This is a genomic window from Commensalibacter sp. M0355 (genome assembly GCF_016101365.1).
Taxonomy (GTDB): domain Bacteria; phylum Pseudomonadota; class Alphaproteobacteria; order Acetobacterales; family Acetobacteraceae; genus Commensalibacter; species Commensalibacter melissae.
Window position 1 is genome coordinate 153,263 of record NZ_JACFQQ010000002.1, and the last position, 21,943, is coordinate 175,205.

The 21,943-nt window shown below is 36.4% G+C and carries 19 protein-coding genes and 1 tRNA gene; 4 read left to right on the forward strand and 16 right to left on the reverse strand.

Annotated features, from left to right (window positions below; genetic code table 11):
• Positions 1-12: 12 nt before the first annotated feature.
• A complete protein-coding gene (locus H3T44_RS04485; protein ID WP_198196307.1) occupies positions 13-1,380 on the reverse strand; it encodes a glycerophosphodiester phosphodiesterase family protein in 1,368 nt (455 codons plus the stop codon).
• Between the two features lie 453 nt (positions 1,381-1,833).
• Here H3T44_RS04485 and H3T44_RS04490 point away from each other — a divergent pair, with 453 nt between their 5' ends.
• Entirely contained in the window at positions 1,834-2,262 is a 429-nt protein-coding gene (locus H3T44_RS04490) for a hypothetical protein (protein WP_198196308.1), read from the forward strand.
• Between the two features lie 613 nt (positions 2,263-2,875).
• Here the strand turns inward: H3T44_RS04490 and H3T44_RS04495 are convergent.
• The 9 genes from H3T44_RS04495 to rpmI all read right to left on the reverse strand — a co-directional run bounded on the left by H3T44_RS04495 (position 2,876) and on the right by rpmI (position 12,340).
• The gene (locus H3T44_RS04495; RefSeq protein WP_198196309.1) at positions 2,876-3,487 is read right to left on the reverse strand and encodes a hypothetical protein; all 612 of its coding nucleotides are present in this window, start codon (positions 3,485-3,487) and stop codon (positions 2,876-2,878) included.
• Between the two features lie 681 nt (positions 3,488-4,168).
• Positions 4,169-4,259: transfer RNA gene (locus H3T44_RS04500), tRNA-Ser, on the reverse strand.
• 249 nt (positions 4,260-4,508) lie between these two features.
• Complete coding sequence (locus H3T44_RS09230) at positions 4,509-5,153, reverse strand: DUF2726 domain-containing protein (RefSeq protein WP_408869242.1); 645 nt, start codon at positions 5,151-5,153, stop codon at positions 4,509-4,511.
• 87 nt (positions 5,154-5,240) lie between these two features.
• On the reverse strand, positions 5,241-7,046 hold the full coding sequence (gene lepA / locus H3T44_RS04510; RefSeq protein WP_198196310.1) for a translation elongation factor 4: 1,806 nt from the start codon (positions 7,044-7,046) through the stop codon (positions 5,241-5,243).
• 81 nt (positions 7,047-7,127) lie between these two features.
• Complete coding sequence (locus H3T44_RS04515; protein WP_198196311.1) at positions 7,128-8,027, reverse strand: DMT family transporter; 900 nt, start codon at positions 8,025-8,027, stop codon at positions 7,128-7,130.
• Positions 8,028-8,142: 115 nt separating this feature from the next.
• Positions 8,143-10,602, reverse strand: a complete 2,460-nt coding sequence (gene pheT / locus H3T44_RS04520; protein ID WP_198196312.1) for a phenylalanine--tRNA ligase subunit beta — start codon at positions 10,600-10,602, stop codon at positions 8,143-8,145.
• A 3-nt stretch (positions 10,603-10,605) separates the two neighbouring features.
• Positions 10,606-11,673 (reverse strand): phenylalanine--tRNA ligase subunit alpha, encoded by a 1,068-nt coding sequence (gene pheS, locus H3T44_RS04525; protein ID WP_198196313.1) that lies wholly within the window; start codon positions 11,671-11,673, stop codon positions 10,606-10,608.
• A gap of 88 nt (positions 11,674-11,761) precedes the next feature.
• Positions 11,762-12,118 carry a 50S ribosomal protein L20 gene (rplT, locus tag H3T44_RS04530; protein WP_110438866.1) on the reverse strand — a complete coding sequence of 119 codons (357 nt, stop codon included), beginning with the start codon at positions 12,116-12,118 and terminating at the stop codon, positions 11,762-11,764.
• A gap of 15 nt (positions 12,119-12,133) precedes the next feature.
• The gene (gene rpmI, locus H3T44_RS04535) at positions 12,134-12,340 is read right to left on the reverse strand and encodes a 50S ribosomal protein L35 (protein WP_110438865.1); all 207 of its coding nucleotides are present in this window, start codon (positions 12,338-12,340) and stop codon (positions 12,134-12,136) included.
• 274 nt (positions 12,341-12,614) lie between these two features.
• Here rpmI and H3T44_RS04540 point away from each other — a divergent pair, with 274 nt between their 5' ends.
• Positions 12,615-13,547 (forward strand): DMT family transporter, encoded by a 933-nt coding sequence (locus tag H3T44_RS04540; RefSeq protein WP_110438864.1) that lies wholly within the window; start codon positions 12,615-12,617, stop codon positions 13,545-13,547.
• On the opposite strand, the gene H3T44_RS09090 is transcribed toward H3T44_RS04540, so the two are convergent.
• Both H3T44_RS09090 and H3T44_RS04545 read right to left on the reverse strand, forming a co-directional pair.
• Positions 13,544-13,735, reverse strand: a complete 192-nt coding sequence (locus H3T44_RS09090; RefSeq protein ID WP_196424228.1) for a hypothetical protein — start codon at positions 13,733-13,735, stop codon at positions 13,544-13,546. The genes H3T44_RS04540 and H3T44_RS09090 overlap by 4 nt on opposite strands.
• A gap of 83 nt (positions 13,736-13,818) precedes the next feature.
• Positions 13,819-14,268, reverse strand: a complete 450-nt coding sequence (locus tag H3T44_RS04545) for an aldo/keto reductase (RefSeq protein WP_370552725.1) — start codon at positions 14,266-14,268, stop codon at positions 13,819-13,821.
• Positions 14,269-14,467: 199 nt separating this feature from the next.
• Between H3T44_RS04545 and H3T44_RS04550 the strand changes: the two genes are divergently transcribed.
• Positions 14,468-16,216: a tetratricopeptide repeat protein gene (locus H3T44_RS04550; RefSeq protein ID WP_198196316.1), complete on the forward strand. Its 1,749-nt coding sequence runs from the start codon at positions 14,468-14,470 to the stop codon at positions 16,214-16,216.
• A gap of 78 nt (positions 16,217-16,294) precedes the next feature.
• On the opposite strand, the gene ilvC is transcribed toward H3T44_RS04550, so the two are convergent.
• The 4 genes from ilvC to miaA all read right to left on the reverse strand — a co-directional run bounded on the left by ilvC (position 16,295) and on the right by miaA (position 20,844).
• Positions 16,295-17,314: a ketol-acid reductoisomerase gene (ilvC, locus tag H3T44_RS04555; protein ID WP_198196318.1), complete on the reverse strand. Its 1,020-nt coding sequence runs from the start codon at positions 17,312-17,314 to the stop codon at positions 16,295-16,297.
• 26 nt (positions 17,315-17,340) lie between these two features.
• A complete protein-coding gene (gene ilvN / locus H3T44_RS04560) occupies positions 17,341-17,895 on the reverse strand; it encodes an acetolactate synthase small subunit (RefSeq protein WP_110439014.1) in 555 nt (184 codons plus the stop codon).
• 41 nt (positions 17,896-17,936) lie between these two features.
• Complete coding sequence (ilvB, locus tag H3T44_RS04565; protein WP_198196320.1) at positions 17,937-19,715, reverse strand: biosynthetic-type acetolactate synthase large subunit; 1,779 nt, start codon at positions 19,713-19,715, stop codon at positions 17,937-17,939.
• Between the two features lie 112 nt (positions 19,716-19,827).
• A complete protein-coding gene (miaA, locus tag H3T44_RS04570; protein WP_198196322.1) occupies positions 19,828-20,844 on the reverse strand; it encodes a tRNA (adenosine(37)-N6)-dimethylallyltransferase MiaA in 1,017 nt (338 codons plus the stop codon).
• Between the two features lie 195 nt (positions 20,845-21,039).
• Between miaA and serB the strand changes: the two genes are divergently transcribed.
• Positions 21,040-21,933 carry a phosphoserine phosphatase SerB gene (serB, locus tag H3T44_RS04575; RefSeq protein ID WP_155571816.1) on the forward strand — a complete coding sequence of 298 codons (894 nt, stop codon included), beginning with the start codon at positions 21,040-21,042 and terminating at the stop codon, positions 21,931-21,933.
• Positions 21,934-21,943 lie beyond the last annotated feature (10 nt).

Below are 21,943 nucleotides of genomic sequence, written 5' to 3' on the forward strand. Positions count from 1 at the left end.
TCAACCCCTTATTTAAAATGCTTGAACAGGATAATTATTGCAAGTTACAGAAGTTGCTCCAGCTGTAAGTGCCTTTAAAAATTCACGATCATCAGCAGCAGTCCAAACACTTAATCCAACATCGGCATCAATGCATTTTTGTATAATTGAGGGATCTTGCGAAACAGTGTCAATTTGCCATAACAAAACCCCGTTTCCCAAGGTTTGCATTTTTTTAATAGCTGAATCTATATTGTTGTCTTCACCAAATTGTATATACCCTACACGACATTTTGAATCTAAAGAGCGGACATGTTCCAATACTGAATAGGCACCATTTTCAAAAGTCGCCAGATGACTTAACCCATAAGATTGAATAGTTTTTACAATTTGTGTAACTTGATCTATGGTTTCAAATCTCTTGATTTCAGGATAAAATGGACGATTGACTTTTGCTATAAACTGACACCATTCATCCAGTGAACTTAATTTGACAACATCATAATAAGGTGTATTTTTTAAGCCAGTAAAACGTAAAGATTTCAAATCTTCATAGGTTGATGTTCGCAATTCCAAACTATGATCAAGCAGTCTGTCGGTTTGATTGTCATGCCATATAATGAACTTTCCATCCGTAGCTGTTGACTGAATATCAAATTCAAAGGATATCTCTTGATGGGCACGATAAGAATTTACAGCATTATATATTGTATTTTCTATAATTCTTGCTTTCCCGCCTCTATGCATTGTAATTTCAATTGGTCTGTTTGGCAGATTAAATGAACGTGTTTCATATACCTTATTTACTATTGAAAAAAGTGAGGCTGAAGGGGCGGCTTTTGTTGGAACGAGAGCTGAGGAATTGATTGATTTAACATGTAAATCTGTTGTTTCATCGTTTAAATTATTATCACCTTTTTCCCCTTTTGGACCTGTAGCCCCCATAATGACGACAAGACCGTCATTATTCTCATACAGCACACCCTCCGCACGAATTGGAAGAATACAGACAAAATTAATCGTTTCCTCCTGTTCTGTCGTTATTTCACAACGAATTGGTACATTCCGGTTTAATTTCCCGCCACTCAGGCGAACCGTGAAAGTCTGATCCTGAAATGTGTATTTGTTAGCCGTGACATTGCTGTCACTGGCAGGACCGACCTTCACAGAAGCAATCTTGTCATCAGCCAACATACGGTTCTTTACAGAAAAACTGTAGAATTTCTTTTCTGTAGGTCCCTTGCATAACAATCTTAATTCGGTATTGCCAAGACATCCACCTGGCAACTCAAATATTTCACGATCATTTTGTTCAATAATATTATTTTTTTGCGATTTACATAAAGGTTCATTCTCCGGTAAAATTTTTGGTTCATTATTATTAATTAAATAATTATTCATCTATTTATCCTTAATAAAAAAAACCGTTCACAAGAACGGTTTTTATTAAATTGATATTATAAAACAATGCCCATACCCATAATATTATGGCGACATTGTTTGTTTTATATTTTTGACAACGTTGCTTCATTAAATATGAATAAAAGTGGATAATACATGATCTTTATCTTCATTTAATGCAGAAACAACTTGATTTTTATAGATATTTTTTGAACAGATTCTTAATAATCCTGAAACCTTCCATCTGTTCCATTGTTTTTAAATTAATAGGAATAAATCTTTTTCATCTGGAACATTTGCAAAAGTAATCGCCAATACCAAATCATAATATCAACATAATTTGTCAAAAACTGTATTCTAATTGATAAATACAAAAAGTTAATTAATTATTGTTGACAATCATTTGCGGCAATAACAGAAGATTTATTACTGCTTACTTGTTTCAAAACATATTTGAACCTTCCAATAAAACTTGTTGGTAAATTAACTGTAAATGGTTTGCTATCTTCACCCATTCCTACACTCGTTCCTTTTAGGATAAGAAACAGAAAATATTTAAGTTTTCATACATTCTGGAAATGTCAAAAAGGATCTGACCATAAAGCTGGATGTCAGGATCCTCATAAATCACAGTATGAAAAATTGACAATCGTTCTTAATTACGTATTCAAGCAACAATTTCAAGCCCTATACAATCATCGTATACTTCATCAGCTGTCAATTAATAGGTCAACACACTTTGGAACTTCAACAAATTATATTTCAGTACGTCTTGCCAAGATGAGTTCTGATAATACATTCTCACCACGATTTTCGAATCTCTCACTCAAAATCGTGGTGACAAAAAACTGCAAGTCCCAGCAATCCTTGAAGCTGCACTAATACTAATCATTGCCATTATATGTGAAATTAATCAGCTGCCATTCAAATATAACCATGATGAAATCTAAAGGAATCTAGGTATAACCTATAAATATAAAAACAGCAGCTTGATCGGTATTTTTTAAATTTTACCTAGAAACTAAAATTTATCAGGTTTACACCCTTAAAATTCCTCAATTTCTCAACAAATAATTAATTTATAAAGAATGTATATATTCCAAAAAATCTTAACAACTACCGATGAAACGCACTAGCGAATTACCTTCGATACATGGATTCTGCGAAAAATACAACTATCCCATCCCTATTAAAAATCTGATATATTTTTAAATTTAACTGAAATAAGCCACCGCTTTGTAATAAAAAATTACAAATAGTCCATTATAAATAATAATTTAACATGTAGTGTTAAAATTGTCAATTTTATTATTTCATTCCATTGCACTTTCTCCATAAAATCAGAGTGAGCATAATTTTCTCCAATGCAATATGAAAATTGATCTTTATATTTTTTGAGATTTCTTCAGAATTTTTATTATCTAGAATGATCGAAAAATTTATAGTAAAGATTCAAAATAGGCTCATGAAAACGAAGAAAAAGAACAAAAACAGTCTAGAGGGATGATATTGTAGGATTTGAAGTTAAATATTGTTTGTAAATGTTAAAAAAATCTTTAAAATTTAAACGAAGTGTTCCCATTAATCCTGATACTTTACTTGAAAGAACTAATGCTCCATCAGATTTAAATTGAAATTCTAAAAGTTGATTTTTTTGTAAATTTTTTAGACTTTGTTTAATATCCTCAAATGATGATTGAGTAATTTTAAAAAAAGTATTACAATTCGATGAATTAATTTGACCATTAACGAATGAAACTTTTAGGTCTTCATAAAAAGATGGATTGTTTTCTTCTATCTCCTTTAGTTCTTTTTTTATGTTAGAATTTATCTGATAATTTTTTTCAAATTTTTCTATTTCTTTTAATATGGATGGTTCATCAAATTTTGGTGTATCTATATTTATTTCTTTCGCTATTCTGGATATTAATTCTGTTAATTTACCTTGTTTTTGTATATCAAATCCTTGCAATAGATTTAATGGAATGGGCAAGTTGGCAACTGTTAAATTAGAGTGACAGATAGGTATAATTGGTATTTTTCGCGTCCATCCAGCTCCACATTCAAAATTTATCCATGGTTTTTTAATGCTTTCTTGACTACACAAAACAATAATGAAAATGCACTTTTCTAGATTGTTACTGACTGTTTCAAGCCACTTATTGCCAATTCTTTTTCTTTAGAGATATGGCTCACGAATATTATTTTCTTATCAGTCATTTTTCCCCTATATATTACCACTTTTAGAAGTTTTCATACTACATTAATTTTAACTTTAGAATTAAATAATATTACATTAAAGATTATATATATAAGATTCAAATACTTATATTTATTTAAATCCACTGTTCATAAAAATATTTTTAAAACATTTTTTTTGCTGTATAGATTGAAAAAATTTTTGATGTAAATTAGCAATTCCAAAATCGATAGCTTTAACCATATTTTGCTTCTCACATATCTGCTAATGGTATTTAAGCATAAGAATCAAATGTTAGCATTTCACTTTTTTGCGAAAGTGTATTTAAAACGCCATATTTTGGAATTTGCTTTTATTATAATCAGGTATAAACCACATTCATAAAGTTTGTTTTTACTCTGTTCCTGATATTTAACTGTTTTTATGGCCTTATCCGTAACATTGATATAGCCCAAGATGAAAAATCATATACCCCAAGATTAAATGCGTTCAAATGTTTTATAATATGGGATAATGTTTGGTAATTTACTTAAAAATGCTGATTTTCTGCGGAAAATATGAAGTGATGTGGGATAATGTTTTATTTAATGGCGGAGAAAGTGGGATTCGAACCCACGGTACGCTATTCACGTACACACGCTTTCCAAGCGTGCGCCTTAAGCCACTCGGCCATCTCTCCGTAAAAGGTTAACTAAAAATGAAAGATAACAATTTTTTCATATTAGGCAAGAAAAATTTCATAAAAAACAAAGATAATTTCTGAAAAACTTTAAAACTGAAATTAAACCATTTAACAAAAAAGATTAAAATAAATTTCAAAAAATGATTCATATATAATTTTCATATATTTAAATATTAAACTGATCTTTTATATTGAATTCAATATGGTTTTAAAAAACTTTATAAATTTTTAACTGTAGGTTCGATTTCAACCCCTCTCATCACTTTTGATATGTTCCTTGTAAAACTGATTTAACCAATAAATAATCTCATTTTTAGACATCGTATAACTAATTTCAAGCAAAGGAATGGCTGTTTTGTATAAAATAGCCCGTTTGATTTTCATTCGGTCTTCTGCATCCCTTGAAAGGTTATGACCAGAACCATGATATTCAATTACCAATTTGGGTGTTCCGAAGCAATTAACCAGTAAAAAATCAACACGTTTATTATTATAGGCCCAAAAAGCTTGATCTTGAATTTCCTGGGGCAAGGAAGAATCAGTCTTGATGAATGCCCCCATTGACACTTCAAAACCTATATACCAATGCAATCTCTTATCGATCAACCACATTTGCAGACAATTAAATATGAAAATGGATTCGAAATTAACGGGGATTACAGGATATAGATTACATCGGTTAATGTTAGTGTTTTGTTCTGCATATCGTTTATAAATAAAATCGTCAGCGGAAAATAATTCATGTTTACAATTTTTATAATTAGTATGATTTTTATTTTTACGACTGGAAAGAAATGTAAACCCTTTTTTTAAAGGAACTTGATTTTTACCCAAAAAATAAAAAAAAACAGAAAAATAGATTAAAGTACAAATTAAAAGAAACGCTAGCATTCAGACAAATCAACAATAAAAAACCTATTTGATATTTCTCAAAAAATCAAATAGGTCAGAGTAATAATGAAAATCTTGTATCAAAAATTATCGGTCAATTTTCAATGCTGCTAAAAAGGCTGATTGAGGAATCTCAACTTTACCAAATTGTCGCATACGTTTTTTACCTTCTTTTTGTTTTTCAAGCAGTTTACGTTTTCGAGAAATGTCACCTCCATAACATTTGGCAGTAACATCCTTTGATAGGGCTCCAATGGTTTCACGCGCTATGACACGTCCCCCTATTGCTGCCTGGATGGCAATCTTGAACAATTGACGCGGAATTAAGTCTTTCAATTTGGCACAGATTGCCCGTCCGCGTGATTCCGCTACGGAACGGTGAGCAACAAAGGCCAAGGCATCAACAGGTTCCTGATTTACCAAAATGCTAATTCGAACCAAATCACTTTCTTCATAGCCATCCATATGATAGTCAAAACTGGCATATCCCCGTGTCGCGGACTTGAGGCGATCATAGAAATCAAAGACAACCTCATTTAACGGCAGGCGATAAACAACCATTGCCCTTGCCCCAACATATGTCAGGTCAATCTGTTGACCACGGCGTTCTGTACATAAACCCAATACAGCTCCCAGATATTCATCAGGAACCATAATGGATGCTTTTATCCATGGTTCCTCTATTTTTTCAATCAGGGTGGGATCAGGCATGTCAGCAGGATTATGAAGATCCTCAATCGTCCCATCCCGTTTGTATAAATGATAAACAACCGAGGGTGCTGTAGCTATCAGGTTAAGATCAAATTCTCGACTTAACCGTTCCTGTATAATTTCAAGATGTAACAATCCCAGAAATCCACAGCGGAAACCAAATCCCAACGCAGCGGAAGTTTCTGGTTCATAATGAAATGATGAATCATTAAGCTGCAATTTACCTAGGCTTTCTCTCAGCTTTTCAAAGTCATCGGCATCCATTGGATATAATCCACACCAAACAACGGGAATTGATGGCTTAAATCCAGCCAAAGGTTCGGTCGCAGGTCGGCGATCATCGGTAATCGTATCACCCACATGACAATCTGCCACGGTTTTAATCGCGGCATTGATAAAACCCAGCTCTCCAGCACCCAGAGATTCAACCTCGCGCATATGGGGCGTGAAAACACCCACCTGTTCAACATGATATGTTCTGTTGTTTGACATCATGCGAATACGCATCCCCTTTTTAAGGCGACCTTCTTTAATACGCACTAAAATAATGACGCCAAGGTAAGTATCATACCAACTATCCACCAACAAAGCTTGCAAAGGTGCCTCCAAATCCCCTTTGGGAGAAGGTAGACGGGTCACCAATGCTTCTAAAACCGCATCAATATTCAAACCTGTTTTTGCCGAGACGCCAATGGCATCATCTGCCGGAATGCCTATGATTTCCTCAATCTGTTCCTTGGTTTTTTCAACATCCGCAGCTGGTAAATCAACCTTGTTTAAAACTGGAACAATCTCATGGTTTGCATCAATGGCCTGATACACATTCGCCAGGGTTTGCGCCTCTACCCCCTGAGATGCATCAACGACCAGCAACGATCCTTCACAAGCGGCAAGAGAACGGCTTACTTCATAGGCAAAATCCACATGACCAGGTGTATCCATTAAATTAAGGATATAGGTCTTTCCATCTTTTGCCTTATAATGCAGTCTTACAGTTTGCGCCTTGATCGTAATGCCACGTTCACGCTCAATATCCATATTATCCAAAACCTGGGCATGCATTTCCCTTTGCGTCAATGCACCACATGCCTGGATAAGACGATCAGCAAGGGTGGATTTCCCATGATCAATATGAGCGATAATAGAAAAATTACGAATAGATTCCAAAGGCGTATCTGTCATGGTGCACCAATATCAATAAGACTGTCTCAATAAATCAAATTTAACTTTAGTTATATATCTATAGATTTTTTACAAAGATTGCTATTCTTTTACATGTTTTAAAGGGTAAGTTGCAACTATTGCTCCCCCCACAATTAAAATAACAGCCATTCCCAATCCAAATGTTGCTGGAGCCTTACCGGCCACCACCAGCCATACCATGGATAGTAAAGGTGCCAAATAGGCCATGCTTCCCAATAACGACATATTAGCATTTTTTGAGGCATAATCCCAGGCAAGAAAGGCAATTCCCATCGGACCGCAACCCATATAGATCAAGATTATCATTTCTTTCAGGGATGGGATGACTGTTGGTTCAATACTGAAATGAATCAGCATGGCTACCAATGAAATTCCACCGCAAACACCAATCAGCATGCCAGCTGGAACATTTACATATTTTCTATTAACCAATGAATAGATTGTCCATACGATGGCACATAAAAAACCAAGAAAATACCCTGATAAAACCCACGGGGTAATTACTGTATTTTTTCCTCCATACATTAAAAAAACAGTCCCGGCCAATCCCATCAGAACGCCAATCAAATATGCTATATGAAACTGTCGCCTACTTAAAAAAGCGCTGCAAACAACCAGCATTGTTGGCCATAGATATGACATCAAGGTTACCTGCGCTGGCGGTGCAAAAGCCAATCCTAAAAAATAGAACAAATGAAAAAAGAAAATTCCACTAAATCCGGTGATCCAGGGTTTTAATGGCTGTTTCATTTCATTTAAACGTCCCGTCAGGACCAGAATCAGTGTTCCAATAACAAAAGACAAGCCGAAACCAAACCATAGAAGCTCAAATCGGGGTATTGAGGCTACAAAAGTTGTCATAATGGCCAGACTTGACCATAATAAAATCGTCAAAAGTCCTGACAGGGTCGCAAACAGATTAAAAGAAAAATTCCCCAAGGATTTATTCGTCACAGGCATAATATTTAGACCAGACAAAATTAAAAGTGAAATAGTAAATATATAAATATATCGCGGAATTTAAAAAGCCCATGTAACGGCTTCTTACATGGGCTTTAATACAAACAGACTAAATTTATCTTAAATTTCCACCAAGCAAACGTGCAACTTCCTTGATGATTTTTTGGGAGATTGCCTCTATTTCCTCATCTTTCAATGTTCGGTCATTTGGCTGGATAGTTACCTGAACAGCGACGGATTTATGATCTGCCTGAACTTTATCTCCTCTATAAACATCAAACAATTCAACCGAATTTATATATTTGCGATCAGCCTGTTTAACGACCTGTAAAAGCTGCTCGACAGGGATCCCGTCTTTTAAAACAAAGGCAAAATCACGCTTTAAGGGTTGAAAGATTGAAAGTACAGGTGCCTTTTTCCTGGTAATCTTCTTTGGAATTACTGTATCAAGCATAATTTCAAAAATCATGGGAGCCTGATCAAAACCAAATTCTTTTACCAAAGAAGGATGCAACTCACCAAAATAAGCCAATATATTTTTTGGCCCCAAACTCAACCGGCCAGAACGTCCGGGATGATAATAATTCGGTGTTTCACCAACCGTTTTTAAAGAATCAATTGATATGCCCAGTCCATCGAGAACCGTTAAAACATCCTTTTTTACATCCCATAAAGTAACTTTTGGTGCCTTACCATCATATTGACGTTGCATATGTCCGTACCGTGCACCGGCTGCAATAAGGCGTTCCTGATTTCGTGTAAAGGCAGGCCCAGTTTCGAAAAGTCCAATATCACCAATACCCCGTGCTATGTTACGCTGCATAACAGGCAGGATCGAAGCCAGAGGGGTCGGCCGTAATTGATCCATATCATTTGAAATTGGATTCATTAAACGTAAAGATTCAGGCGCTTCCCCCAATCGTGCAGCAATTTCATGATCTACAAATGAAAAATTTACTGTTTCGATCAAACCTTGTGCAGCAAGCAAACGGGAACAAAGAATAGAACGCTCCTGATCTGTTGTCAATGCAGGTGAAGGAACGGGCTGAATCAAAGGCATGGAACAGGCGGGAATTTTATCCAATCCCTCTATGCGCAATATTTCTTCCACCAAATCTGCTTCACCCTCCAAGGCTCTTACAGAATCAAGCAGTTTGTCTTTTTTTACCACATCCAACTTGGAATTATAGGCCATTTTGATGGGCATTGCGATATCATTACGCCATGAAGGTACATCAACCCTTATCCATTCCGAATTTTTTTCTGCAATCACAAAACCAAGATTGGTCAGTATTTCCGAAACCCTATTTTCCGATACTGTCAATCCACCATAATCTTTCAAACGATTATAATGCAAGGTTGCTGTACGCTGCCATTTGGGTTCTTGACCTGCATGAACCACATCGCTTGCCTGCCCCCCACACAATTTGATAATCATTTGCGTAGCCAATTCGATCGCATCTGGTAACAAAGCCTGATCAACGCCCCGTTCAAACCTCTGTCGCGCATCAGTCACGATCATATGACGTCGACCACTCAAGGCAATCAAGGCAGGATCGAAAAGAGCGCATTCAAGAAAGATATCTGTTGTATTCTCACTGACACCTGTTTTTTCACCACCCATCAATCCTGCCAAGGATTGAACACCGGCTTCATCAATCATGACACAATCTTTGTCAGTGACTTGATATTCTTTCTCATCCAAGGCCAGGATTTTTTCACCATTGCCACGACATATTGTTAGCTGCTTGCCTGCAATCCTGTCCAGATCATAAACATGCAATGGACGCCCAAGATCAAAGGCAAAATAATTGGTTATATCAACCAAACATGAAATTGGTCTTATTCCAACAGCTCTTAAGCGTTTCTGTAACCATTCGGGACTTGGACCATTTTTAACATTTCGAATTGTTCTGCCCAGAATCCAGGGACAGGCGTCTTCATATTGGTTATTCCAACTCAAAGCTGATGAAAATTGCGCTTGTATTTTTGGAACCTTCAGTGGTTTCAGTGTTCCCATACCGGCGACAGACAAATCTCGGGCTATATTTCTTATTGATAATGCGTCACCACGATTTGGAGTGATAGCAATTTCAATGACTGGATCATTCAACTGGGCATATTCTGCATAAGATACACCTATTGGAGTATCAACTGGCAATTCCATAATACCATCATGATCATCTCCCAGATTTAATTCACGGGAAGAACACATCATGCCATTACTTTGCTCTCCACGGATTTTACCCGCTTTGATTGTAATATCACTTCCAGGCACATAGGTACCAACAGGTGCCAAAACCGTTATTAGCCCAGCACAGGCATTGGGTGCACCACAAACAATCTGAATATTTTCAAATCCTTTACCAGCATCAACATGACAAACACGAAGACGGTCAGCATTGGGATGCTGTTCGGCAGAAATAATTTTGGCTGTCCTAAAAGGTGCCAGTGTTTTACCAGGATCCTCGACCCCTTCCACTTCCAAACCGATTTTATTCAAGGCTGCACATATATCTTCAAGAGATCTATTTGTATCCAAATGATCATGAAGCCAAGACAGTGTAAATTTCATTTCCTATATCCCTTCATGAATGCTTGGGGATTTGAAAGGGGAAAACCCGTAATAACGCAGCCAACGTACATCACCTTCATAAAATGACCGCAAATCAGCAATTCCATATTTTAACATCGTCAGACGTTCGATACCGACACCAAAAGCGAAAGCTTGCCATTCACGAGGATCAACACCGCAATTTGCCAATACACGTGGATGCATCATCCCTGCGCCGAGAATTTCAAGCCAATCCGAACCACCACCCAATTCTCCAGTTTTGCGGTTCCAGCCGATATCGATTTCCATGGAAGGTTCAGTAAACGGAAAATAGGACGAACGAAAACGAACGGGTAAATTTGGTATTCCAAAAAAAGCTCTAAGAAAATCTACAAGACATCCCTTTAAATGACCCAAAGTGATATTTTTCTCTACAACCATACCCTCGCACTGATGAAACATCGGTGAATGAGTTGCGTCATGATCTGCACGATAGGTACGACCTGGTGCAATGATGCGTATGGGAGGTTCCTGTTCCAAAAGCGTGCGAATTTGTACTGTTGAAGTCTGAGTCCTTAATAATAGTTGCTGTTCATCTGTAGATTTGGAGGGGAGATAGAACGTATCATGATCAGCACGCGCGGGATGGTTTTCATCAATGTTCAACGCAGAAAAATTAAACCAATCCGTATCGATATTAGGCCCTTCTGCAACCCTGAAGTTCATTGCCGCAAAAATGGCAACAATTTCTTCAATTGTTCGTTGCAAGGGATGCAATGTACCTTTTACAACAGAAACAGGCATTGAGACATCAACTGCCTCCGCATTCAATTTTTCATTTAACGCTTTTTCCTCAAGAATGGCCTTACGTATTTCAATTGCTTTGGTCAGCTCATTTCTTAATTCATTTAAAACACGACCACGCTCTTTACGTAATTCAGGTTCAACCTTTCCCAATTCTTTCAATTTCTGTACCAACGGGGCTGATTTCCCCAACGCTGATACCCGAACACTGTCCCATGCACGCAAATCCTGTGCCTGATCTAAAGCATGAAGCGTTTCCTGCTTTATGATTTCAAGATCCTTATCCATCTAACCCCTCAATAAACAAAAAAGGGCTGTCATCAGACAACCCTCTCTATTCCATTCATTTTCATGAACAGATTAATCTCATAAAAAGTTAAGCAAGTGCAGCCTGAACCTTTTTAACGATTTCTGCAAAGGTTGCTGCATCATCATAAGCAATTGCAGATAACACTTTACGATCCAGCTCGATACCAGCCTTATTCAGACCATTGATAAAACGGCTATAGGTCAATCCATGTTCACGAACAGCGGCATTGATACGTTGAATCCACAATGAACGGAAATCTCGTTTTTTAACGCGGCGATCACGATATGCATATTGTAAAGATTTTTCCAAACGTTCAAGCGCAATGCGATAATTGGTTGACGAACGACCGCGAAAACCCTTGGATTGATCCAATACCTTTTTATGACGGGCGTGTGTGGTAACACCTCTTTTAACTCTTGCCATAGTTCTTTGTACTCCTTAGCGTGGCAGACCGTACGGGGCCCATTGTTTAATTGTACGACCATCCTGTGGTTCCAATACCTGTGTCCCACGATTGCTACGTTTTGCTTTTTGGGTACGATTAATCAAACCGTGACGTTTGTTACCTGGACCAGCCAGCACCTTACCTGTTGCCGTGATCTTAAATCTTTTCTTGACCGATGACTTGGTCTTGATCTTGGGCATTTCATACTCCTTAAAAATTCTGGATACGTTATTGCTAACATCGAAACTTACGTCATAAGAAGGGCAGCCCATTTTCCAAGCCCAACCCATAAACGTAGTGTGTTATATAAACACTATTTAAGTTAAGCTCAAGAAAAATCTACCAATCTCACCAAAATTAAACTTTATTTTTCAAAAAAGTTTATTAAATAAGCATTTAGCCATTTATTGAGTCATCCAAATATTTTTAATAGTGAATTTAATTCACTTAAATATTTTCATGAAGTATTCAAACATGAACAATACAATTTCCCCGGATAAATCCCCATACCGTTTCAAATTCTCTGATCAAACAAAAGGAATGTTTTTTGCCATCCTTGCTGGCTGCCTATGGGGATTAAGTGGTGTAATCGGACAATATCTTTTGCAAACCGTTCATATTGATACAGCCTGGATGATCGCGATACGCATGTGGTTACCTGGAACAATCCTGTTAGGACTTTGTTATCGCAAATACGGGAAAAATATTTTTCTTCCCTTAAAAAACAGAAAAGACATTATCTACCTGGTGAATTTTTCAATTTTTGGCATTCTTGTTTCACAACTCTGCTACTTTTTAACCGTTAAATATTCCAATGCGGCAACAGCAACAATATTGCAATATTTATATCCAATCGTCATTGCAGTCATATTGACTATCTATTTGAGAAAACCTCCCTCTTTATATGTTATCCTATCCATTATCTTAGCAATTACAGGAACATTCTGTATCATTACAAACGGTTCGATTTATGAAATCACCCTTCCCCCAAAAGCTTTGTTATACGGTGGTATCAGTATTCTTAGTTCGGTAATTTATACATTATATCCAATCCCCCTTCTCCAAAAATATAATACCTCAACCATTGCGGGATGGGGTATGTTAATCGGCGGGATCATTCTCAATTTTTTCTACCCTTTCTGGCATCTAGAAGTAAATCTAAATGTTGTTAACTGGATTGAACTGATGATAGTCATTTTTGGCGGAGGAATGTTTGGTTTTCTTTTCTATCTTATAGGAATAAAATTATTGGGCAGCACAAAAGGTAGCATTTTAGCAACGGTGGAACCGTTATCAGCTGTTTTTTTCTCTGTTTTCCTTTTAAATGTGAAATTTACCTTAATAGACTGGCTAGGAACTGCCTGTATTATCAGCATGATTATTATTTTAGCAGTTAAAAAGGTTTAGGGTAAAATCCAAGTCTGAAAATCTCTTGAACCATTTAATTGCCACTGTTTCATACTTGCCTGATCCAGGTCAGATAATTCAGCAAGTAATAGATTTAACATTAAAAAATTAATTAAATCCTTTAGTTGACTTGATACTTGTCGCACTTGCAATAGAGGCCGGCAACTTCTTTTTGTGCGTGCGACCATGCCAAAGCTATAAATGCCTGATTAACATGATGATTGACTGAAATCTTATCTAAAGTTTTTTAAAATCCGCATGCCCTGATCATTCATGTATGTGGCAATCTTGTCATTTCTCGCACTGTGATCATATCTTCATAATTTCGATATTTCCCCATTAAAAATCCTGAATTAAGACTATAATAAATAATTACCCCAATATTTTTTCTGATCACAAAATTACGTAATGTATCATCAAATTGCGGATTGTCGTAAAGATTTAGATTGTAATGTTTGATATATTGATAATTACTGCTTTGTGAACAACCTGTATCGAAATTTGACAATTGTTTCAAATTGGGATTTGATACACCTATGGCACGGATCTTTCCTTCTTTCAAAAGTTGTTCATAGGCAAAAAGCGTTTCTTTATAAGCTATATTTTCATCCATCCAATTCGATTGATAAAGATCTATAATATCAATTTGCAATCCTGTTTTGCCCAAATTCTTTTTTTCATATGTTCTTTCCTGAAAATTAAATAATATATAATTAAACACAATATGTTATGAATTTCTAGCTATTCATCTTATAAATAGATTACAATTATGGTATAATTGTTAATCCTAACAAAAAATAGAATTTTCATTGTCGAGTGAAAAATATTTTATTTTTAAATAAAGTGTAATTATTCAAAAAAAACGATAAAATAGTCAGAATTATCCCCAAATATTCTAAATTAAGGGTAAAGTAATATTCATGCGTAAAAAAATAATTTTATATGCTTTCATTTTCTTAACCTGTGTTGGTATTGGAATATATTATCGCTATGAAGTGCAAAGCGAAAATCACGCAGATGCAGCCTTGCAATCTGGATATTTATATCTGAAAAATAACAAACCATTACAGGCTATGGGGGATTTTAGTTTTCTGTCAGAATATTACGGTAATCGTCACAATAAGACAATTCAGAAAATTGTAGCCAAGGGTTTATTAAAAAAAGCCGAAATCCTTACCAATCTTCATGATATTGAAGGAGCCATCATTACCTATGAACAACTCAGCAACCTCTACATGGGCAGCAACAATAAAAAAATACGGTATGATGTAGCAAAAGCGCGGTTTAACCAAGGTAACCTCTTACTTCAACAAAAACAATATGATGAAGCCATGCTAGCCTTTTCATATTTGGTTTCCACATATGGATCTGATCAGAAAATTGATATTAAGCGCATGATTGCTCAGGTTATGTATAATGAAACTGTAATTCTGAACGAAACTGGGCATCATGATACAGCCCTCAACATCCATTCATCAATTGTAGAAAAATTTGTCAAAGACAAAGATCCAACCCTTCGGTTAATCACTGCCCGATCCATTATGGCCAGAACCAAAAACCGTCTTGACCGTAAAGAATGGGGAATAGCACTTTATAACAGCAATGCATTTATTCGGTTATATCATGATGATCCCAATCCTCAGATCAAAAAATTTCTTTTGCAAAATTTGTTATATCGAGCCGAAATACTTCATCGCGTAGTTCACATTCCTGAAAATCAAAAAGATTTATTTGGCAATGATCCACAAAACGCCGCATTAAAAACCTATGATGAAATTCTGGCAAAAATCAATGCCTCTACAAACAAAGATGAAGATTTACCATATTACAAATCCATTGCCCTGTTAGGTAAAACGCAGATTTTAAACAGTAAACATGATACAGATACAGCGTTGGTTCTATGCAACCAAATTCATGATGATTTTTCACAATTCACCAACCCAAAAATCAGGAAGATCGTCGCTATGGCACTGCTTACCAAAGCCAATATCCTCACTGATCTTAACCGCTTGAACCAGGCCTCTTCTGTCTACGACCAGATCTTGAACAAATATAAATCAGTTCATGATTCAGAACAAAATGACCTGAATGACATAATTATCAAGGCATATATCAATAAAAGCATTATTTTGGAAAAACAGAAACAGAGCAAATTCGCCTTGCAATATTTAACCGACGTAATAAAACTTTATAAGGATACTCAAGACGAAAAATTATATTATGAAATCAGCAATGCCTATCTAACCAAGGCTGAACTTCAAATCAACTTACAGCAATATGATCAGGCTCTTACAACTTATACAGAATTTATAGCTGTTGCCCATCATAAAAATAATCCAAAAACCCGCTATAATGGTGCCGATGCAATTTTAAAAAAAGCAAAGCTTCAAATTATGTTACATAAAGGTATTGAAATTAAACAAACATATGATCAACTGATTAATTTTTATATTGACGATCAAAATATCAATATCAAACGACTAATTGCGCAGGGTATGTATGACCATGCTGAAAAGTTGTTTAAGAATAACCGGGGATATACAGCACTCAATACAATACAGGATATTTTCAATTATTTCAAAGCGAGTGAAAAAGATCAATTCATTGCTAATATCCTTGATAAAACTAATGCCTTGAACAAACAGCTGGATCGTTCAATAAGCTGGTAATTTTCTATTTTTTGCACAAAAAAAGCTATGATTTTTTATTAAGTCATAGCCCTTTTTAAAACGAAAAAATTTAAAAAACTAGTTTTTACTTTTATCAACCAAACGGTTTTTTGTAATCCATGGCATCATTTCACGTAATTTTCCACCAACCTGTTCAATTGGATGATTGTTCAATTGCTGGCGACGTGCTTTTAAACTTATTTGTCCAACCTTATTATCAGTCATAAATTTATTAACAAAGGTTCCATCCTGTATATCCTTTAAAATATTCCGCATGGCGTTACGAGATTCTTCTGTAATAACCCGAGGACCTGAAACATATTCTCCATATTCCGCTGTATTTGAAATTGAATAGTTCATATTGGCAAACCCTCCTTCATAAATAAGGTCAACAATCAACTTAACCTCATGAAGACACTCAAAATATGCCATTTCAGGTGCATAGCCTGCTTCAACAAGCGTTTCAAACCCATTTCGGATCAAGTCTACCAATCCACCACATAATACCGCTTGTTCACCAAAAAGATCTGTTTCACATTCCTCACGAAAGGTTGTTTCAATAACGCCAGAACGGCCACCACCTATTGCGGCAGCATAAGAAAGCGCAATCTCTAGGGCATTGCCTGAAGGATTCTGGTGAACGGCAACCAAACATGGAACCCCTCCACCACGCTGATATTCTGAACGAACAGTGTGGCCTGGACCTTTTGGAGCAATCATGAAAACATCCAGATCAGGACGAGGTTCAATAATCTTGAAATGAATGGCTAAACCATGTGCAAAGGCAATTGCGGCTCCTTGCTTAAGATTTTTTTCCAGTTCTTCACGATATAAATCCCCTTGCGCTTCATCTGGAGTCAAAATCATAACAACATCAGCCCAGGCGGCAGCATTTGCCACACTCATAACCTTTAAACCAGCCGCTTCTGCTTTTTGTGCACTCTTGGATCCTGGACGAAGACCAATTACAATATCTTTTACCCCACTATCTTTCATATTGTTTGCATGGGCATGACCCTGGCTGCCATAGCCCAATACGGCAACTTTTTTGTTCTTGATCAAATTAACATCTGCGTCACGATCATAATAAACACGCATCTTAATAATCCTTACAAATTTTCAATTTAATAAATTGTATGACAACCACGTCCAATGGCGGCAATACCTGTTCTGGACAATTCTACCAAACCCAATGGACGTAATAAATCCACAAAAGCATTTATTTTTTCAGTTTTACCAGTCAGTTCAAACACAAGGGAATCAATACTTGCATCAACAACCTGTGCCCGGAATGCACCAGCCAAATTTAACGCTTCTGTTCTTTCATTTCCTTTGGAAACAACCTTAATTAATGCTAATTCGCGTGCAACATATGAACTCTGTTCACATAAATTAACAACATGATAGACAGGAACCTGCCTACTTAACTGCTCTTTGATTTGATCAATCACCATGGGAGTACCAGAAGTCAGAATATTGATTCTGGATTTCTTTTCATCCTTATTTACAGGCGCGACAGTAAGACTTTCAATATTATACCCGCGTCCCGACAACAGACCTATAACACGGGACAGAACACCACTTTCATTTTCAACAATCAAAGAAAAAACAGCTTTAACAAAATTATCTTTATCTTCGATGACTTCCGATAACGATACATTATTACGTTGATTGCCCATTTTTATTCCCAACATTAAAATAAAATAAAAAATGCCAAGCCTTATTTTTTATTTGGTCCCAATATCATCTGATTGTGGGGTGCACCCGCTGGAATCATTGGAAAACAATTTTCCTCTTGCTGAACACAAACATCAACCAACACTGGTCCCGGCTCATCAAGCATTACATCAATGACATTATCCAAGTCATCAATCGTTTCTATTCTCAATCCCTTAATGCCAAAACTTTCCGCCAATTTGACGAAATCAGGCAGACTTTCACTGTAACTTTCAGAATAGCGTCCACCATGAACCAATTCCTGCCACTGTCGCACCATACCCATATAATGGTTATTCAAGATAAAAATCTTCACTGGCAGACGATATTGTTTGATTGTGGCCAGTTCCTGAATGTTCATCATGGTAGAGGCCTCGCCTGCAATATCTATAACAAGATCCTCGGGATGCGCAATTTGTGTTCCTACAGAAGCCGGTAATCCATACCCCATGGTTCCCAATCCACCAGATGTCATGAAATGATTAGGCTGATCAAAAACATAATATTGAGCTGCCCACATTTGGTGCTGACCGACTTCTGTTGTTACATATGCCTCTTTTTTTCTTTTTTTAACTGCTTTGTAAAGCGAACGAATGGCATGCTGGGGCTTTACAATACTGCCCTTTGATTTATCCTGATCATATTTCAGGCACTCTATTGACTGCCATGCTTCAATTTGTTTCCACCAGTTTTTCAAATCTTTTTTCTGATCTTCCCTTTTGTCCCATAGCTTGATCATCAACTCGATCGTTTTGGCCACGTCCCCGACAATAGGTATGTCAACAATTACAATCTTGTTAATTTGAGAAGGGTCAATATCAGCATGTATTTTAATGGAATTCGGTGAGAAATGTTTTACACTGCCTGTAACACGGTCATCAAATCGCGCACCCAAAGCAATCAAGACATCACAATCATGGGTGGCCATATTTGCTTCATAAGTTCCATGCATTCCTAACATGCCGAGAAAATGCTTGTCTGAACCAGGAAATGCACCAAGACCCATTAACGTAGCAGTACACGGAAAATCGGTTAAATTAACCAATCTCTTTAACGATTCACATGCCTTTTTTCCAGCATTAATAACCCCACCTCCTATATAGAATAAGGGACGCTTTGCCTTTTTCATTGCATCTACCGCTTTTACAACCTGATTTTCATCGGGTTCAGTAACCGGTCTATAAGATGGATAAGGTTCGACTTTGTTTTTCTTAATATAGGGTGCTTTTTCTAAAGTGACATCTTTTGGAATATCGACAAGAACAGGTCCGGGCCTACCTGTTTTGGCTATATAAAATGCCTCATGCAATTTCTGAGCCAATTTTTCCGTATCCTTAACCAGATAATTAAATTTAGTCGCGGCCCTAGTAATCCCAACCGTGTCCGCTTCTTGAAAAGCGTCATTACCAATCAAACTTCTGAAGACCTGTCCACTGATACAAACAATGGGAACGGAGTCCATTAAGGCATCCACCAACCCAGTAACGGTATTAGTTGCGCCCGGTCCACTGGTAACCAAAACAACACCTACCTTTCCCGTTGAACGGGCATAGGCTTCAGCGGCATGCACGGCAGCCTGTTCATGGCGTGTTAGAATATGGCGAATTTTCTTTTGCTTGAATAAAACATCATAAATGGGCAGAACAGCCCCACCCGGATATCCAAAAATAATATCCACACCCTGATCAACGAGTACCTGTAAAAGAACTTCTGCTCCAGTCATATCATAATTTTTTTTTTCTTTAAGAGCATTATTACCGTTCTTTTGCATAGCCTCTGTCATTTTCAATTAATCCTTGGTATTAATAGAATTATAAATTTAAACCAAATAAAATGATTTGCAGTTTAATCTTATCTTATAAATTATTATTGAAATTACCCTAATCAATAAATGATTATTCGTCAATAAAACTATTAATAAAAAGTTCAGATTTTTTAATAATTCTTTGCAAATATTGCGTATTTTTGTCTATTCTTGAATTAAAAATACAAGTTTGCTGCACTGGCGCCAAAATTCGATGTGAAAACCATGTTTCCTGACGCTTAATGTATCGTTGCGTATTCTTTACAGCCTGTTCAACGGCCTCTTTAATAGAAATCCTGTTATTAAGATAAGCCATGAACTCTGGAACTCCATGAGCTCTGGACAAAGGACATGACAAAGACGGTTTTTTTTCCGCATAAAGTTTAACCTCTTCCAGTGCACCTTCATCAATCATCAATCCAAAACGATTAGCTACGGCTTGACGTAAAACAGAACGCTCAGGTGCAAGGCGAATAACAATAAAATTACAATCTGCACCAGGTAAATGCGCATGTTTTTGCCAATATCTCAATCCTTTCCCACTTGATTTCCAGACTTCCCATGCTCGAGCAATTCTTTGAGAATCATTAGATTTTAATTCCTCGACCGATTCAGGATCTTCTTTGGCCAATTCATTATATAAATCCGCTAGTTTTCCATCATTGACTAACTGACGTGCCTGTTTCCTTATTGACGGATCCGGTTCAGGTATCGTGGCAATACCATGAATTAAGGAATGAAAATACATGCCTGTTCCACCACATAATACAGGCAATTTGTGATTTTCCCATATTTTCTGCAACTGATTAAGTGCCTGTTGTCGCCACCAACCAACATTACCCGTTTCATACCAAGGCAACACCCCATATAAATAATGTGGAACTCGTTTTTCATCCTCAAAAGAGGGACGAGCGGTTATGATACGTAAATCAGCATAACATTGCATTGCATCCGCATTGATAATTGATCCATTTAAACTTTGTGCAAGCTGTAAAGCGAGGAAAGATTTACCTGAACATGTTGGACCGGCAACAATAACCGCCCAATTTTTTTTCCCCTGCCGCAATTCATTATTTAAAGACCGTGATTGAAGCACCGCCTGTTCCATAAGCATAATCCATGTTTTGGTTTATTCATAATAATTGAATCACTAATTAGTTATAAAACAATTCCCTGAAAACCGCTTTATATAATTAAATTTCAGAAGTTCTTGTTTTTATGAGAAATATCATTAAAAGTTAACCAAAATCAAATTGATCTGAATTCATTATGTTAAAGCCCCAATCTTATCACGGATAATTTTATGTCCTTTATTTTTACTTTGGTAACACCACCCTCATTGCTTAATCAATCAATTATAGATCGAGTTAGACAGAAATTCTCATATCTGAATTATCAATGGCTTTCTCATGAAGAAGCGATAGATTTTATCGCTCCAGCTTCCATTAATAATCTAACCGGAGCTCTGGCACTTTATCAAGATATAAAAAAATCGCTGGATATTGATGAGGCAGATTTTTTTATAACCTGTTCCACGCACAGAAAAAAAAGGCTTTTAATAGCTGATATGGACAGTACTATCGTGAAAAATGAAACACTTGATGACCTAGCTGCCGAAGCAGGAATTGGCGATCGCATTTCTGCAATAACCGAACGTGCCATGAATGGTGAGCTTGATTTTGAAACAGCCCTAAAAGAAAGAATCGCCCTGCTGAAAAACGTTTCTATAAATTTTTTGGAAAAAACCTGGAATAAAACAAAACTCAATGAAGGGGCAAAAATTCTTGTAGCTACAATGAAAAACCATTATGCGCATACAGCTTTAATTTCCGGAGGATTCACCTATTTTACCGAAAAAGTAAGCCAGATTTGTCAATTTGATGAAAATCATGCAAATCAATTAAGTTTTCAGAATAATATGCTTGATGGAAAGGTTATTCCTCCAATTCTTGGAAAAGAAGCTAAATTGAATCATCTTCAACGCCTTACAAAAGAACTTTCCTTGTCCAATGATGAAACAATGGCAATTGGCGATGGTGCCAACGACCTGCCCATGTTGAGTTCTGCAGGATTAGGTATCGGTTTTTATCCCAAACCGATTGTTGCTGAAAAAATTATAAATAAAATTCAGCATACCTCGTTACTATCCGCTTTATTCGTTCAAGGTTACAAACGTAATGAATTTACGTCATTATAAAATGTAACAT